This is a genomic window from Variovorax sp. S12S4 (assembly GCF_023195515.1).
In the GTDB taxonomy this organism is placed as follows: domain Bacteria; phylum Pseudomonadota; class Gammaproteobacteria; order Burkholderiales; family Burkholderiaceae_C; genus Variovorax.
The window spans coordinates 825,648-840,147 of record NZ_JALPKR020000002.1 but is presented as its reverse complement, the minus strand read 5'-3'; the positions used below and the strand labels follow the sequence as shown (position 1 = coordinate 840,147).

Annotated in this window: 15 protein-coding genes; 5 read left to right on the top strand and 10 right to left on the bottom strand. The window is 66.4% G+C overall.

Features of this window, described 5'->3' with window-relative positions; translation table 11 throughout:
- Window positions 1-5 precede the first annotated feature (5 nt).
- Window positions 6-647, top strand: a complete 642-nt coding sequence (locus M0765_RS04435) for a Yip1 family protein (RefSeq protein WP_258502239.1) — start codon at window positions 6-8, stop codon at window positions 645-647.
- 32 nt (window positions 648-679) lie between these two features.
- Complete coding sequence (locus tag M0765_RS04430; protein ID WP_258502238.1) at window positions 680-1,372, top strand: histidine phosphatase family protein; 693 nt, start codon at window positions 680-682, stop codon at window positions 1,370-1,372.
- A 23-nt stretch (window positions 1,373-1,395) separates the two neighbouring features.
- Here M0765_RS04430 and M0765_RS04425 read toward each other — a convergent pair whose 3' ends face one another.
- The 3 genes from M0765_RS04425 to M0765_RS04415 form a co-directional block, all read right to left on the bottom strand.
- Window positions 1,396-2,991, bottom strand: a complete 1,596-nt coding sequence (locus M0765_RS04425; RefSeq protein ID WP_258502237.1) for an N-acyl-D-amino-acid deacylase family protein — start codon at window positions 2,989-2,991, stop codon at window positions 1,396-1,398.
- A 111-nt stretch (window positions 2,992-3,102) separates the two neighbouring features.
- The gene (locus M0765_RS04420; RefSeq protein WP_258502236.1) at window positions 3,103-4,461 is read right to left on the bottom strand and encodes a tetratricopeptide repeat protein; all 1,359 of its coding nucleotides are present in this window, start codon (window positions 4,459-4,461) and stop codon (window positions 3,103-3,105) included.
- 31 nt (window positions 4,462-4,492) lie between these two features.
- Window positions 4,493-4,891, bottom strand: coding sequence for a tautomerase family protein (locus M0765_RS04415; protein WP_258502234.1), 399 nt, complete (start codon window positions 4,889-4,891; stop codon window positions 4,493-4,495).
- Between the two features lie 108 nt (window positions 4,892-4,999).
- Between M0765_RS04415 and M0765_RS04410 the strand changes: the two genes are divergently transcribed.
- Window positions 5,000-5,869 carry a LysR family transcriptional regulator gene (locus M0765_RS04410; RefSeq protein ID WP_258502232.1) on the top strand — a complete coding sequence of 290 codons (870 nt, stop codon included), beginning with the start codon at window positions 5,000-5,002 and terminating at the stop codon, window positions 5,867-5,869.
- A gap of 44 nt (window positions 5,870-5,913) precedes the next feature.
- A complete protein-coding gene (locus tag M0765_RS04405; RefSeq protein ID WP_258502230.1) occupies window positions 5,914-6,540 on the top strand; it encodes a YitT family protein in 627 nt (208 codons plus the stop codon).
- 321 nt (window positions 6,541-6,861) lie between these two features.
- On the opposite strand, the gene M0765_RS04400 is transcribed toward M0765_RS04405, so the two are convergent.
- From M0765_RS04400 to M0765_RS04375, 6 genes are all read right to left on the bottom strand, one after another.
- Window positions 6,862-8,283, bottom strand: a complete 1,422-nt coding sequence (locus tag M0765_RS04400; RefSeq protein WP_258502228.1) for an amidase — start codon at window positions 8,281-8,283, stop codon at window positions 6,862-6,864.
- Window positions 8,280-9,767: an ABC transporter substrate-binding protein gene (locus M0765_RS04395; RefSeq protein ID WP_258502227.1), complete on the bottom strand. Its 1,488-nt coding sequence runs from the start codon at window positions 9,765-9,767 to the stop codon at window positions 8,280-8,282. Before M0765_RS04395 ends, M0765_RS04400 begins: the two co-directional genes overlap by 4 nt.
- Before the next feature lie 218 nt (window positions 9,768-9,985).
- The gene (locus tag M0765_RS04390) at window positions 9,986-10,816 is read right to left on the bottom strand and encodes an ATP-binding cassette domain-containing protein (RefSeq protein WP_258502226.1); all 831 of its coding nucleotides are present in this window, start codon (window positions 10,814-10,816) and stop codon (window positions 9,986-9,988) included.
- Complete coding sequence (locus M0765_RS04385) at window positions 10,813-11,802, bottom strand: ABC transporter ATP-binding protein (protein WP_258502224.1); 990 nt, start codon at window positions 11,800-11,802, stop codon at window positions 10,813-10,815. Before M0765_RS04385 ends, M0765_RS04390 begins: the two co-directional genes overlap by 4 nt.
- 4 nt (window positions 11,803-11,806) lie before the next feature.
- A complete protein-coding gene (locus M0765_RS04380; protein ID WP_258502223.1) occupies window positions 11,807-12,682 on the bottom strand; it encodes an ABC transporter permease in 876 nt (291 codons plus the stop codon).
- Window positions 12,679-13,629 (bottom strand): ABC transporter permease, encoded by a 951-nt coding sequence (locus M0765_RS04375; RefSeq protein WP_258502221.1) that lies wholly within the window; start codon window positions 13,627-13,629, stop codon window positions 12,679-12,681. The genes M0765_RS04380 and M0765_RS04375 overlap by 4 nt, the downstream gene beginning before the upstream one ends.
- Before the next feature lie 62 nt (window positions 13,630-13,691).
- Here M0765_RS04375 and M0765_RS04370 point away from each other — a divergent pair, with 62 nt between their 5' ends.
- Window positions 13,692-13,994 carry a YfhL family 4Fe-4S dicluster ferredoxin gene (locus M0765_RS04370; RefSeq protein WP_258502219.1) on the top strand — a complete coding sequence of 101 codons (303 nt, stop codon included), beginning with the start codon at window positions 13,692-13,694 and terminating at the stop codon, window positions 13,992-13,994.
- Here M0765_RS04370 and M0765_RS04365 read toward each other — a convergent pair.
- A complete protein-coding gene (locus M0765_RS04365) occupies window positions 13,980-14,486 on the bottom strand; it encodes a hypothetical protein (protein ID WP_258502217.1) in 507 nt (168 codons plus the stop codon). The two genes, M0765_RS04370 and M0765_RS04365, sit on opposite strands and share 15 nt — an antisense overlap.
- Between the last annotated feature and the right edge of the window lie 14 nt (window positions 14,487-14,500).

The window sequence follows — 14,500 nt, the reverse complement described above, 5'->3', positions numbered from 1 at the left end:
AGAAAATGAACCTGGTTCAACGCGTGCAGGACATCCTGCTCAAGCCCAAGGCCACCTGGCCCGCCATCGACGCCGAGCCCGCGGACACCGCGTCGCTCTACAAGAACTACGTAATGATCCTCGCGCTGATACCGGCGGTGGCGGGCTTCATCGGCCTGTCGGTCATCGGCTTCGGCGCCTTCGGTGTCAACTTTCGTGTGCCTGTGGTCACGGGGCTCGTGAACATGGTGGTCGGCTACGTGCTCTCGCTTGTCATGGTGTTTGTGCTGGCGTTGATCATCGATGCGCTGGCACCGACATTCGAAGGCTCGAAGAGCCAGATCGGCGCGCTCAAGCTGTCGGCCTATGCCAGCACGGCGAGCTTCCTGGGCGGGGTGTTCAGCCTGATTCCGTCGCTCTCGATTCTGGGTGCGCTCGCCGCGCTCTACGGCATCTACCTGATCTACGTGGGCCTGCCGGTGCTCATGAAGTGCCCGCCGGACAAGTCGCTGGCATACACGGCGGTGGTGGTGGTTTGCGCCATCATCGGCGGCGTGGTGATCGCCTGGGTGCTCTCGCTTCTCACACCCTCGCCCACGCGCGTGAGCACGGCACCGTTCGCAATGCAGGTGGCGGCCATGCAACAGATGGTGCCGCCGAGGCTCTGAGCGCCGCGCATGCGGTGGAGAATGGGCGTTCCATGCCAACGCCCACACCCGACTCCGCGACCGAACTCATCCTGATCCGCCACGGCGAAACGGCCTGGAACCGCGAACTGCGCTTTCAGGGGCACGCCGATGTGCCGCTCAACGACATGGGGCACGAGCAGGCGCGCCGACTGGGCTTGCGGATGGCGGGTGAAACGGCGCAGCACATCGTCAGCAGCGACCTTCTTCGTGCGCAGCAAACCGCGGCGCCGGCGTCGGTGCAGCTGTCGCTCCCGGTAGTCACGTCGGCGAGTTTGCGCGAGCAGCACTTCGGCGTGGTCGAAGGCATGCGGGCCGACGAAATACAAGCCCTGCACCCCAGGGCATGGGAAGAGTGGCTGCAGTTCCGCGAGGACCACGCCATGCCGGAGGGCGAGTCGGCACGCGAATTCCACACGCGCATCGTCGCGGCGCTGGGCAATCTTGCAGCCACCTACCGTGGCCAACGCCTGGTGGTCGTCACGCACGGCGGCGTGCTCGACATGGTGTGGCGCACCGCGCGCGGCCTCAGCCTCAGCGGGCCGCGGCAGAGCGACATTCCCAATGCGGGCTTCAACCGCATCCGCATTGCCGACCCCGCCATGCCGGACGCGATAGAGATCGTCGACTGGGCCGACACGCGGCACCTTGTCGACCTGCCGCCGCAGCCGGTGTACGACCAGCGGCGGCATCTCGAGAAGAGCTGAACAGGCCGCGCGGGCGCGTCCCCTCAGGTGCAGCTGCCGGCTTTCGGCGTGCGCAGCAGAGGCTGGCCGGCACCAATGCCCGTGGGCTTGCCGGCGTCTACCGCCAGGCGGCCGTTCACCAGCACAGTGATCACGCCCTCGGACAGCAGTGTCGGTTGGGTGTACGTGGCCTTGGCGGCATAACGCGCGGGATCGAACACGACCACGTCGGCGTAGTAGCCGGGCCGCAGGTGCCCGCGTTGTTTCAGCCCCAGCGTGTCGGCGGGCAGCGACGAGCTGCTGCGAATGAACTGCCCCAGCGAGATCGTGTGCTCCTTCACCACGTACTGCTCGTACTTGCGTGCAAAGGTGCCGTAGGCGCGCGGATGGCCTAGCGAGGAGTCGGACGACGTCATGACCCACGGCCGCTTCATGAATGCGCGCACGTCGTCGTCGCTCTGGTTGAACGAGGCGATGTTCAGGTCGCCGTCACGTAGCACGGCAATGGCGGCATCCACCGGGTCAGCGTTCGAGGCCGTGGCCACATCGGCCAGCGTCTTGCCCACGTACTTGGTGCTGCCGGCTGAAAACAGGATGGTCTCCGGACCGCCACGCAGGCGCAGGTTCTCGCGCATGCCGGTTCGCAGGCGCTCCTGGACGGCCGCATCGTTGAAGCGCTTGAGCATTGCCTCGCGCCCGCCGTCGACTGCCCAGGGCGGCACCAGCGCCGCCGAAAAGCGTGTGCTCGACGCCGTCCATGGATAGTGGTCGGCGGTGATGTCGAGACCGGCGGCACGCTCTTTCTCGATGCGGCGGATGATGTCACCGCTTTGGCCCTGCACATCCACGCCCAATGCCTTGATGTGGGCCACGTGCACCGGCAGGCGTGCCTCATGGCCGATGCGAATCACCTCTTCAATGGAGCCCTTGAGCCCGATGTTGTACATCGACTCATCGCGGATGTGGCTGTCGTAGAGCCCGCCGTGACGGGCGGCGACCTTCGCGAGTTCGATGACTTCCTCGGTCTTCGAGAAATTCTGCGGCGGATAGAAAAGCCCGGTCGACAGCCCCAGCGCGCCATCGCACATGGCCCGGCTCACGTGCCGGCGCATGGCGTCGAGCTGTTCGGGCGTCGGCGCGCGATTGGCTTCGCCCAACTGGTCGATGCGCACCGGGCCGAAGCCAACGTACATGGCAACGTTGGTTCCAACGGGTGCCGACCGCAGGCGCTGGGTCTGTGCGGCAATGTCGAAGCCGCCGAAACCGTCATTGCCGATCACCGCCGTGGTCACGCCTTGGGTCAGGAAAGGAATGTTCAGGCGCTTGCGCGGATCTGTGGAATGGAGGTCGGCATCGGCGTGGGTGTGCGCGTCGATGAAGCCTGGTGCCACGACCATGCCGGTCGCGTCGATGGTTCGCCGCGCAACGAACTGTGCAGGTGCCTTCCTGCCCGCGAAGACGATGCGGTCGCCCACGATGCCGACATCGCCCACCACGGGCTCATTCGAATCGCCCGTGTAGACGGTGCCGCCGCGCAGCAGCAGGTCGAGTTCGACGGGGGCATCGGTCGCGGCATGCGCCGCGCTAGAGAGGCCTGCCAGGGCCGCGAGCACGGCAAGCACGACAACTGATTTCTGCATGGAACGTAACTGGATCGATGTGGAGCGGCCAGTTTAGAAGTCGCTCCCGCGTGCCCGCTAATTCCTTTTGCGACACGCCCCATGACTGGAAGGCATGACCTCGCTCGCCCCTCAAAGGCGAGAAGCCAGCTGCTCGAGCCCGAGCCGCGCATAGACATCGCCTGCCTGGCGCCGCAGCCGCAGCGATTCGGGCTGGCCATTGAGCTGCTGCTGCAGGATGCCCTGCGCACCCCTGAGCGTGGCTTCGGTGCCGGCGCGCACGAGGGCGTCGAGGTACACCTGCTCGAAGAGGTCGCGCTGCGCGTGGCTGCCGCCGATTTCGACGAGGCGAGGCAAGGCGCTGCCGAGCCCGTCGATGGCCGAAGCGAAGTCGCCTCGCGCATGGGCAACAAGCCCGCGAGCGGCGGGCACGCATATGTGCTGCCACGCGGCGCGGGTCGAGACGGGTGCACGCGGCGCGTAGGCCTCGATGTTGCACAGCAGCGCATCCGCCTCGGGTCGGCCCGCACGGGCCATGCCATAGAGGTACTGCAGGTCGAGAAAGGGCAGTACATGGTCGGCCTGGCGCTGCACGAGGTAGTGGCCTACGTCGCTCCACCGCGAGCCGACATCGATGCCCGCGAGCTCGAAGCGCGCCAGCAGCGAGACCGCGCCGATCTGGTCTTGCGAGTAGTCCTTGGCTACGCCCCACACTTCGCGGTCGTATACCGCGAGCGCTTCTGCATCGCGCCCGAGCTCGATGAGGAACAGGGCCACGTGCCACCAGTTGTGCGTGACCATGAAGGAATTGAGGCCGGTCCAGGTGTCGCTCACGGCCTGCATGAACGCCAAGCCTTCGGAAAGCCGGCCTTCGGTGAGCATCACATGCGCCAGCGCGTGGTGGGCCCATGGTTCCTTGCGGCACATGCCGATGGCGTGGCGAGCGCTGGCTTCGGCCTCGCGCATCAGGTGGCACTGCTCGTAGCCGAAGGCGGCCATGCCGTGCACATAGGGCACGTCGGACGCGGCCGGCAGTGCGGCGAGCGCGAGCCGGAGCATGCCCGGACAGTCACCGGTATTGAAGCAGTGATATTGCCCCAGCTTCAGCGACACGAGGTCGCGCGGGTACTCGCGCGACTGCTCCGTATGCAGCGCAATGGCCCTGGCGATGTCGCCGTCGGCCCAGGCCTCGATCGCTGCGATGTAGCGTTGCTCGCGCGGGGTCGCACGCGAGGATGCGGCACGGGCCTTGGCGAGATAGGGGCGCGCATTGGCCTCGGCATCGCGCGATTCGGCGAAGAGATGGAGTGTTGCGCAATAGGCCTGGACGAGGGGGCTCGAGTCGCTGTCGGCCAAGGCCAGCAGGTTGACGGCACGCGCCTCGGTCGACACGAAGCCCATGACGAAGTCGTCGACAAGCGGCAGGCTGGCGGCGTCGTCGAGCGTGAGCGGGTTGCCGAAGCTGTCGACATGCAGGGTTGCGGAGGGCATGGCCGGATGGTGCCATGCCCCGCCGCGGGCTTCAAACGCCCGCTTGCTGGTGGCGGTACTCCTGCGTCTTTCCGCCGTAGCCATAGGCCGCGCCGCGAGCGTCGATCACGTGGATGTACGACACCTCGTGCAGGTTGGGCCGCAGGCGCGCCATGGCGGCATGCACCTCGCGCAGGTAGCGCGCCTTTTCCGCCTTGGTGTTGGTTTCGTCGGTGATGCTGATGTCCAGGTGAAACGCCGATTTGCCAAGGGAGGCGAGCGACTGCCCGCCGATGAACCACGTATCGGCGGCGATGTACTGCACCGTGATGGCGATCACCGGCAACTGCTTGCCGAGCACGCTCTGGGTGAGCTCGGCAACGGTGTCGACGGTCTTGCGGGTGAGATCGGCATCGGGCTCGCCCGAGAGATGAACAACGATATGCGGCATTTGGAACTCCGTGAATGAGTGAACGATGGGGCTATTCTGGTCACTGCGGTTCCATCGGAAAAGCGGGAAGATACGATGGTAATCATCGGATTTACGAATGGATAAGCCATGCAGACATTCGACCTGGAACAGCTTCGCACCCTTGCCGCGGTCATCGATGCCGGCAGCCTCACGGCGGCCGCGCCGCGCGTTTTTCTTTCGCAGTCATCGGTGAGCGAGCAGATCCGCAAGCTCGAGGAGCGGGCAGGGCAGTCCTTGCTCACGCGCAGCAAGAGCGGCGTGGCGCCGACCGAGGCGGGCACGCGGCTGCTGGCCTATGCGCGCCGCATCCTTGCACTCAGCGACGAGGCCTTTCGCAACCTGCACGGCGAAACCTTGCAGGGCGAGCTGCGGCTCGCGGTGACGGACTACTTTCGGCCTGGCGATCTCACGCAGCTGCTGGCACGGCTTGGCAAGAGCTATCCGCAGGTGCGGCTGAACGTGAGCATCCTGAAGAGCGACGCGTTGCGGGCGGCTTATGCGAACGGCGAATTCGACGTGGGGCTGGCGATGAATATCTCAGGTGCGGCCTCTGCGCCGGAGCAGGGCCCAAAGACGCCGGTAATACGCCGTGAATCGCTCGTGTGGCTTGGCGCAGCCGGCATGCGGCTGGCCAAGGGCGAGCCGCTTCGGCTGCTGGCCTTGCCGGACACCTGCTCGTTGCACCAGTACACCGTGGCGCTGCTTCGGCGGCGCAAGGTGCCGTATGTGCTGGCGCATGTGGCGTCGGGCGTGGCGGGCTTGCAGTCGGCACTGGCTGCGGGGCTCGGGGTCGCGTGCCTGAACGAGTCTGCGGTGTGCGAGGGCGTGGGGCGGCTGGCGCCGGCGCACGGATTGCCGGCGTTGCCCCGGGTCGCGTTCCAGTTCTTGCCCGGTCGCCGGGGCGAGACGGAGTTTGTGACCCGCGCCCGGGAAATGCTGGCGACCCACCTGGTATGACACTACCCCGGGGGTGGCGCGGGACTTGCGTCAAACTGCCTCACATGAACGCGCCACAACCCAGAACCCCGGCGGATTTCTTGCGGCACTCCCGCTTCGACGACGCGCAGGCCATCTTTTCAGGCACGTTGTTCGTCGCCATCGCCATGATGCTGTTCGGCCAGGCGGGCCTGCTCACGGGCGGCACGGCCGGCGTCGCGTTTCTTTTGCACTACGCCACCGGAGTGAGCTTCGGCAAACTGTTCTTCCTGGTCAACCTGCCGTTCTACTGGTTCGCATGGCGCCACATGGGGCGGGCCTTCACCATCAAGACGTTCTCGGCGATCGCATTGCTGTCGGTCATGACCGACTGGGCGCCTCGCTACATCTCCATCGATTCGCTGCACCCGGCGTTCGCGGCGGTGCTCGGCGGATTGCTGCTGGGCACCGGATGCCTGTTTCTCGCCCGCCATCGCGCGAGCCTGGGTGGTGCGACGGTGCTGACGCTGTATTTGCAGGAAAAGCGCGGCTGGCCTGCCGGCAAGGTACAGATCGGCATCGATTGCACGGTGGTGCTGCTTGCGCTGTTCGTTATTCCGCCGCAGCGCGTGGGCTGGTCGGTGCTGGCGGCTGTGGTGATGGGGCTCTTCTTGTGGATCAATCACAAGCCGGGGCGGTACGCTGCGACTTGAGTGGTCGGGCGCTTGTTTTTGGCGCTGCTGTTTTCGGGGCGCTGCTGTTCAGGGCGTGTGCAAAGGCCACCGGGTACTCCCCTCCGCGAATGTCCCCCGCCTTCGGCTCCTCCTTTATTTCGCTGCGGGGAGCACCCGATGCCCTGTGCACTGGGGCACGCTCGTGGTGTATCGCTGATCAACGACCACTCTTTGCAACGCTCCCGCTGATGGGGTGCCTTGCGCAGCGAAATAAAGGAGGAGGCCGCAGGCCGGGGGACATTCGCGGAGAAAGGTACCCCGTCGGCGGGTGCGCCGCCCTGAACAGCGGCGGCAACACTGCTACAGCAGAACAGGCCAGGCCCGCTGCGGCTCCCGAATCTGCTCGAACGCACGCGACACGCGCAGCACACCGAGGTCGTCGAACCGTTTTCCAGCAATCTGCAGCCCGATCGGCAGGCCGCCAGCCGAGTACCCGCAGTTCACTGAAGACGCAGGCTGCTCTGACATGTTGAACGGAACAGTGAACCCGATGTGCTCCAGCGGCCGCAGCGGGTCGTTGGTCGGCGAAGGCGCTTCCGCGGCTGCGGGCATGTTGGGCGACACCGGCGAGATCACGTAGTCGAACCGTGCGCAGGCCTGCACCGCCGCCACGCGCGTCGCATGGAACTGGCTGAAGCCGCGGAACACATGTTCGCCGCTGAACTCGGCCGCGCTCTCCGCCCACTCGCGGATGTAGGGCAGCACCTTGGCGCGCTGGTCGGGGCGCAAGGCCTTCATGTCGACCAGTGAGCGCATGCGCCACAAATGATCCATGCCGTCGAGCATGGCCTGCGACATGAACGGTTGCATGGTCTCGACGATGGCTCCGGCCTTCTCGAACAGGCGGGCCGCACGTTCGACCGCTGCCTCGATCTCGGGCTCCACCGCCAGGCCGCAGCCCGCGTCGAGCAGCAGCCCGATGCGCAGCCCCCGCAAGTGCTCGGGCGATACGTCGAAGCTCGCCCAATCGATGTCTTGCGGCGGCAGGCTCATGCTGTCGCGCGCATCGGGCTTGGAGAGCACCTGCATCATCAGCGCGGCATCGGCCACGCTGCGGGTCATCGGGCCAGCGGCCCGCCCCATGTAGGGCGGGTCGATGGGAATCCGGCCCAGGCTCGGCTTCAGCGTGAAGATGCCGCACCAGCTTGCGGGCAGCCGCAGCGAGCCGCCGATGTCGGTGCCGATGTGCAGTGGGCCGTAGCCCGCGGCAGCCGCTGCACCGGCACCGGCACTGGAGCCGCCCGGGGTCTTGCTCAGGTCCCACGGATTGCGCGCCAGCTTGTGAAAGCTCGAGAGCCCCGAAGACAGCATGCCGTAGTCCGGCATCGTGGTCTTGCTGACGATCACCGCGCCGGCTTCCTTCAGGCGCGCGGCCGGCGGGGCATCGGCGGCTGCCGGCTTCAGGTCGACGGCCGCCGTGCCGGCCGGCATCGGGTCGCCGCGGGTCGCGATGTTTTCCTTGATGGTGGCGGGCACGCCGTCGAGCGGGCCCAGCGCTTCGCCGCGCTGCCAGCGCGCTTCCGAAGCCCGCGCCTGTTCGAGCGCGGCCTCGGGCCTGAAGAGCCAGGTGGCCTGCAGATTCGGTTCCCAGCGCTCGATGTGCGCGATGACGGCCTGCGTCACCTCGACCGGCGACAGGCGCTTGTCGCGGTAGGCGGCGGAGAGCTCCTGGGCGGAGAGGTCGTTCAATGCAGAGGAGAGGGAAGACACGTCCGCGCTCATCCCCACGACAACGCCGAAAGGTCGTTCACGAAGATCGGGTTTTCCTTCCAGAGGCCCTTCACGTTCTTCTTTGCGATGGTCGGGAACTGCGGCTGGTACAGGAAGCCGTTGGCCGCATCGGCGGCCAGCATCTTCTGCGCGTCGCCGAGCAGCTTGGCGCGTTCGGCCGCATTGCCCGTGGACTTGATCTTGTCGAACAGCGTGTTGAAGGCCTTCGACTGGTAGCCCCAGTAGTAGTCCGCCTTGGCGTAGTTGCCGAGGTCGAAGGGCTCCACGTGCGACACGATCGACAGGTCGTAGTCCTTGTTGCCGTAGGTGCCGCTGAGCCACTGGGCCCACTCGACGTTCTGCACCTTCACCGTGATGCCGATCTTGGCCAGCTGGGCCACGATCACTTCGCCACCCTGGCGCGCATAGGGCGGCGGCGGCAGGGTCATGGTGAGTTCGAGCGGCGTCTTCACGCCGGCTTCGGCGAGCAGCTTCTTGGCTTTTTCGATGTCGAACGGATTGACGGCTGTGGTGTCGACATAGCCCGCGGCACCCGGCACGTAGTGGCTGCCAATGGGCACGCCGAAGCCGTCCGCCGCGCCTTCGATCACGGCCTTGCGGTCGATGGCCGAAAGGATGGCGCGCCGCACGCGCACGTCGTCCAGCGGCTTCTTCTTGTTGTTGATCGAAAGAATGGTCTTGGCGCGCGAGCCGGCCAGGATGGTCTGGAACTGGGGATTGCTCTTGAACTGCGGCACCACGCGCGTGCCGATGCGCGTGAACACGTCGACGTCGCCGGCCAGCAGCGACGCGGCTTGCGCGGCGGCATCGGCAATGAAGCGGAACGTGACCTTGTTGATCTTCGCGGTGCCGGGGCTGCGAAAGCCATCCCACTTGCTCAGCGTGATCGACGAGCCCTTGGCCCAGTTGTCGAGCTTGTAGGGGCCGGTGCCCACCGGCTTGGTGGCGTTGGTGTCGGCGCTCTTGGGCTCGACGATCGCGGCGGTGGCCTGGCCCAGCACAAAGGGCAGGTCGGGGTCGATTTCCTTGTTGATGATGACGACGGTGTAGTCGTCGACCACCTGCGTGCTCAGGTTCGCGAAGGTGCGCTTGTCCTTGTTGGTGCTCTTCTCGCCACCGGCACGGTCGAAGGCGAACTTCACGGTGTTGGCGTTGAAGGGTTCGCCGTTCTGGTACTTGACGCCGCGCTTGAGCTTGAAGGTGTAGGTCTTCAGGTCGGGCGAGACTTCCCAGCTCTCGGCCAGGAGGGGCGTGACGTTGCCGTCTGCGTTGATCTTGGTGAGCGTCTCGAGGATGTTGTAGTGCACTACTTCCCCAATCGCGGCCGCGGCACCCGCAGTGGGATCGAGCCCCGGCGGCTCCAGCGCCATGCCGATCACGATGGCGTCCTTCCGCCCCTGTGCCATGCCGGCGACAGGGGTGGCCAGGGCAACGGTGGCGCCGGCGGTGGCAAGGAGGGTGCGACGATTCAGCATACGGTGTGATCTCCGGAAAAACTGGGTGTGCGATTTGGCTGCTTCAACGCGCACGGCGCCCCGAATGGAGGCGCCGCGCCGCGGAGTTAGGGCACGCAGCACGAAAGATGCCACGCGCGCAGCCAAAGTCATTCTCTCGCAGCGGGCGCGTTGCTGCTTGCCTGCAGCGGCGCTTTTTCCTCGGGACGTACCCGGATGCGGATTTGCGCGGCGTTTACTCAGGCGGCCAGCAACGTGCCGCCTGCCGGCGTGCGCGGCACCGCGTCGAGCAGGGTGCGCGTGTACGGATGCTGCGCGTTGCTGAAAAGCTCGCCGGGCGGCCCCTGTTCGACGATCTTGCCCTTCCACACCACGCAGACCTCGTCGCAGAGGTGGTTCACCACCGCGAGGTCGTGGCTGATGAGCAGGTAGCTGATGCCGAACTGCTGCTGCAGGTCCTGCATGAGGTTGAGCACCTGGGCCTGCACGGACACGTCGAGCGCGCTCACGGGCTCGTCGGCCACGATGAGCCTGGGGCGCGTGATGAGCGCGCGTGCAATCGCGATGCGCTGGCGCTGCCCGCCCGAAAATTCGTGCGGGTACTTGTCCATGTCGGTGGTGCGCAGGCCCACCGCGGCCAGCGCCTCCGAGGCGCGCTCGCGCTGCACGGTGCGGCTGGTTTCGGCCAGCGCCTCGAGCGGCTCGGCGACGATGCGCGCCACCGTCTGGCGTGGATCGAGCGAGCCGTAAGGGTCCTGGAACACCATTTGAAAGTCGCGCCGCGCCGTGCGCAGTTCGCTTCGGGGCAACTGGTGCAGGTCGCGGCCCAGCATGCGCACGCTGCCCGAGGTCGGCGTGTCGAGCGCCATCACCAAGCGTGCTATGGTCGATTTGCCCGAGCCCGATTCGCCGACGATGCCCAGGCTGCGGCCCGCCTCGACCTTGAAGCTCACGCCGTTCAGCGCCTTGACGAGCGGCGGCGGGCCGAAGAGCTTTTCGCGCGGCAGTGCGTAGTGGCGCACGAGGTCGGTGACCTCGAGCAGGGGCGCTGTGCCGATCGACTGACTCATGATGCAAGGGCCCCTTCCGCGGCAATCTCTTCGAGCCGGATGCACCGCACCGCATGGTCGTGCGGCAGCATCGTGGGCGCAGGCTTGGTCGCGTGGCAGGCATCCACGGTGTACTTGCATCGGCCCGCAAAAGGACAGCCTTGCGGCAGGTCGATCAGCTCGGGCACGCTGCCCCGGATGGTCGCCAGGCGGATGCCGCGCGGCGCACCAAGCGCCGGCCGCGCCGCGAACAGGCCTTGCGTGTACGGGTGCGCGCGCTCCGCGAACACGGCTTCGGTCGGGCCGCTCTCGACCACGCTGCCGCCGTACATCACCAGCATCTTCGAGACGCTCTGGGCAATCACGCCAAGGTCGTGCGAGATCAGGATCAGCGCCATGCCGCGCTCCGCGACCAGCCCCTGGATGAGCTCGAGGATCTGCTTCTGGATGGTGACGTCGAGCGCGGTGGTGGGCTCGTCGGCAATGAGCAGGTCGGGGCTGCAGGCCAGGGCCATGGCAATGCCGATGCGCTGGCGCTGCCCGCCCGAAAACTGGTGCGGGTAGGCGTCGAGCCGCGAAGCCGCATCGGGAATGCCCACGCGCTCCAGCAATGCGAGCACCTCCTTGCGTGCGTCGGCGCCCGTGAGCCCGCGGTGCAGGCGCAGCGGCTCGCCGACTTGGCGCGCAATGGTGTGCACCGGGTTCAGTGCCGTCATCGGCTCCTGGAAGATCATGCCGATGCGGTTGCCGCGAATCTGGCACATGGCCTTTTCGCCCAGGCCCACGAGCTCGGTGCCGTCGAAGCGGATGCTGCCGCTGACCTTTGCGGTGGCGGGCAACAGGCCCATGAGCGATTGCACCGTGATCGATTTGCCGCAGCCCGATTCGCCCACGATACCCAGCGTTTCGCCGCGCTCGAGCGTAAAGCCGATGCCGCGCACGGCCTCGGCGGGGCCGCGCTGCGTTTGCAGCTCGACATGCAGGTCCTTGACTTCGAGAAGAGGCATGGCTTTAACGCGCCCTCGCCAGGCGCGGGTCGAGCAGGTCGCGCAGGCCGTCGCCGAGCAGGTTGAGCCCCAGCACCGCCAGCGCAATGGCCATGCCCGGAAACACCGCGAGCAGGGGCGACTGGAACATCATGGTCTGCGCCTCGTTGAGCATGCGGCCCCAGGAGGCCTGCGGCGGTTGCGTGCCTAGGCCAAGGTAAGAGAGGGCGGCCTCGGCGAGGATGGCAATCGCGAAGCGGATGGTGATCTGCACGATCAGCACGGCCGAAATATTCGGCAGCACATGCTGCATGGTGATCGCGAACGAACCCTTGCCGCACGCGCGCGCCGCCGCCACGTACTCGCGCGACCAGATGGCATTGGCCGATGCGCGCGTGATGCGTGCGAACGTCGGTATGTTGTAGATGCCGATCGCGATGATCGCGTTGACGATGCCGGCGCCGAACACGGCCGTCATCATGATGGCCGACAGAATGGCCGGGAAGGCGAGCGAGAAATCGGTGAGCCGCATGATGGCTTCTTCGACCCAGCCGCGCCGCGCTGCGGCGAGCAGGCCCAGCGCCGTGCCGACGACAAGGCCGATGCCCACGGCGATCACGCCCACCAGGATGGAAGCCCGCGCGCCCACCAGCAGCAGCGAAGCCACGTCGCGCCCGTAGGTGTCGGTGCCCAGCCAGTGCGCACCCGAGGGCGGCTTGAGCTTGTTGGGCATGTCCATCTCGTAGGGCGACCACGGCGTCCACACCAGCGAGACGACGGCAGCCAGCAGCAGGAGCAGCGTGAGCACGCCGCCGAGCACGAAGCTGCGGTGCCGCAGCGCGCGGCGCCAGAAGCCGGGAACCTTGAGCGCCGCGGCGCTCGGAATGGGTACAGCGCTCATATGTCGCTCGCCTTGATGCGCGGGTCGATCACGGCATAGAGCACGTCGACCACAAAATTCACGATGACCACCAGGGCCGCAAGCAGCATCACGCAGTTGCGCACGACGATCAGGTCGCGGTTGCCGATGGCCTCGAAGATCAACCGGCCCAAGCCGGGCAGGTAAAACACCTTTTCGATCACGATGGTGCCGGCCAGCAGTTCTGAAAACTGCATGCCCATGACCGTGACCACCGGAATCATCGCGTTGCGCAGCACATGGGTCCAGAGCACCGCGCGCTGCGAAACGCCCTTGGCGCGGGCAGTGCGGACGAAGTCTTCGCGCATCACTTCGAGCACCGCCGAGCGCGTGATGCGCGCAAGGATGGCCGCCTGCACCACCGCGAGCGACAAGGCCGGCAGCAGCAGCGACTTGATGCCCGCGAAGACACCTTCGCCCCAGCCCTCGAAGCCGCCGGCCGAGAACCACTGCAGCTGAACGGAGAACACCAAAATGAGCAGGATCGCGAACCAGAAATTGGGAATGGCGATGCCCACCTGCGTGAGGCCCATCAGGCCCACGTCGCCGAGCTTGTTGTGGCGCGCTGCCGCGGTGACGCCCACAAGCAGTGCGAGCACGGTCGTCAGCGCCATCGCCAGCAGTGCCAGGGGCACGGTGAGCGCGAGCCGTTCAAGAATGAGGTCGAGCACCGGCGTGCTGTAGGCGTAGCTGTCGCCAAGGTTGCCGGTCAGGAGGCCTGCAATCCACTGCCAGTAGCGCGTCCAGGCGGGCTGGTCGAGGCCGAGCTTGGTGGCCAGCGCCGCGACCGCTTCCGGCGCGGCGTCGGGGCCCATGAGCAACTGCGCGGCGTTGCCGGGCAGGATCTCCAGGACAAGAAACACTATGACCGAGGCGCCGATCAGCGTGGCGATCAGCGTGGCGAGGCGCTTGAGAATAAACAGGCTCATGGGGCGGGGCGCAGCATAACCCGACTCCTGCAACAAGCGTGCCTTGTTCGCGATAATCGGGTATGGCCCTCATGATCACCGACGAATGCATCAACTGCGATGTCTGCGAGCCCGAGTGCCCGAACGATGCCATTTACATGGGCGCGGAGTTCTACGAGATCGACCCGCACAAGTGCACCGAATGCGTGGGCCATTTCGACGAACCGCAGTGCGTGCAGGTGTGCCCGGTTGCGTGCATCCCGATCAATCCGGAGCACGTGGAAAGCCGCGAGACGCTGTGGCAGAAGTTCGAGCGGCTTGCCGCGGCCAAGGCGGCAGCCGCGGCTGTGGAGCCACGGCCGCCTGTGCCTTCAGCCGGCGTCTGAGCCGGACGACGGCCTTCGCTTTTTCTTGCCGCCCGCGCCGTCCGGCGACGAGGCCGGTTTTCCTCCCGTTTCCCCGCTGAAGCGCGTGCTCGACTTGTGCGGTTCCGAGGCGAGTTTTCGGGCGCGCGCCTTCGCGAGTTGCTCGGAAGACGCGAGCTTTCGCTCGGCGACGGCGGCCTGCCGGGCTTCGTGGGCGGAGCGGCGATCGCGCTCGTAGGCTTCTTTTTCCTGGGACAGGCGAATGCGCTCGAGCTGATCGGCGCGGACCTCGGCCTTTTGCGTGCCGGCTTCCGAGGCGCGGCGATCTGCTTCGCTGCGCACATCATCGACCTTTACCGGTTTTCCGCCTTCGCAGGGCCGGTCGGTGTAGGTGTTGCCGCAGCGGTAGGTTTCGGACCTTCCCTGTGCCGCGGCGGGTAGCCAGAGAGCACCTGACGCTATAAAAAATATAGCTATGCCGGTTTTCCCGGTCTGAATTGCTCGAATTCTCATTTTTTATTTCTCTC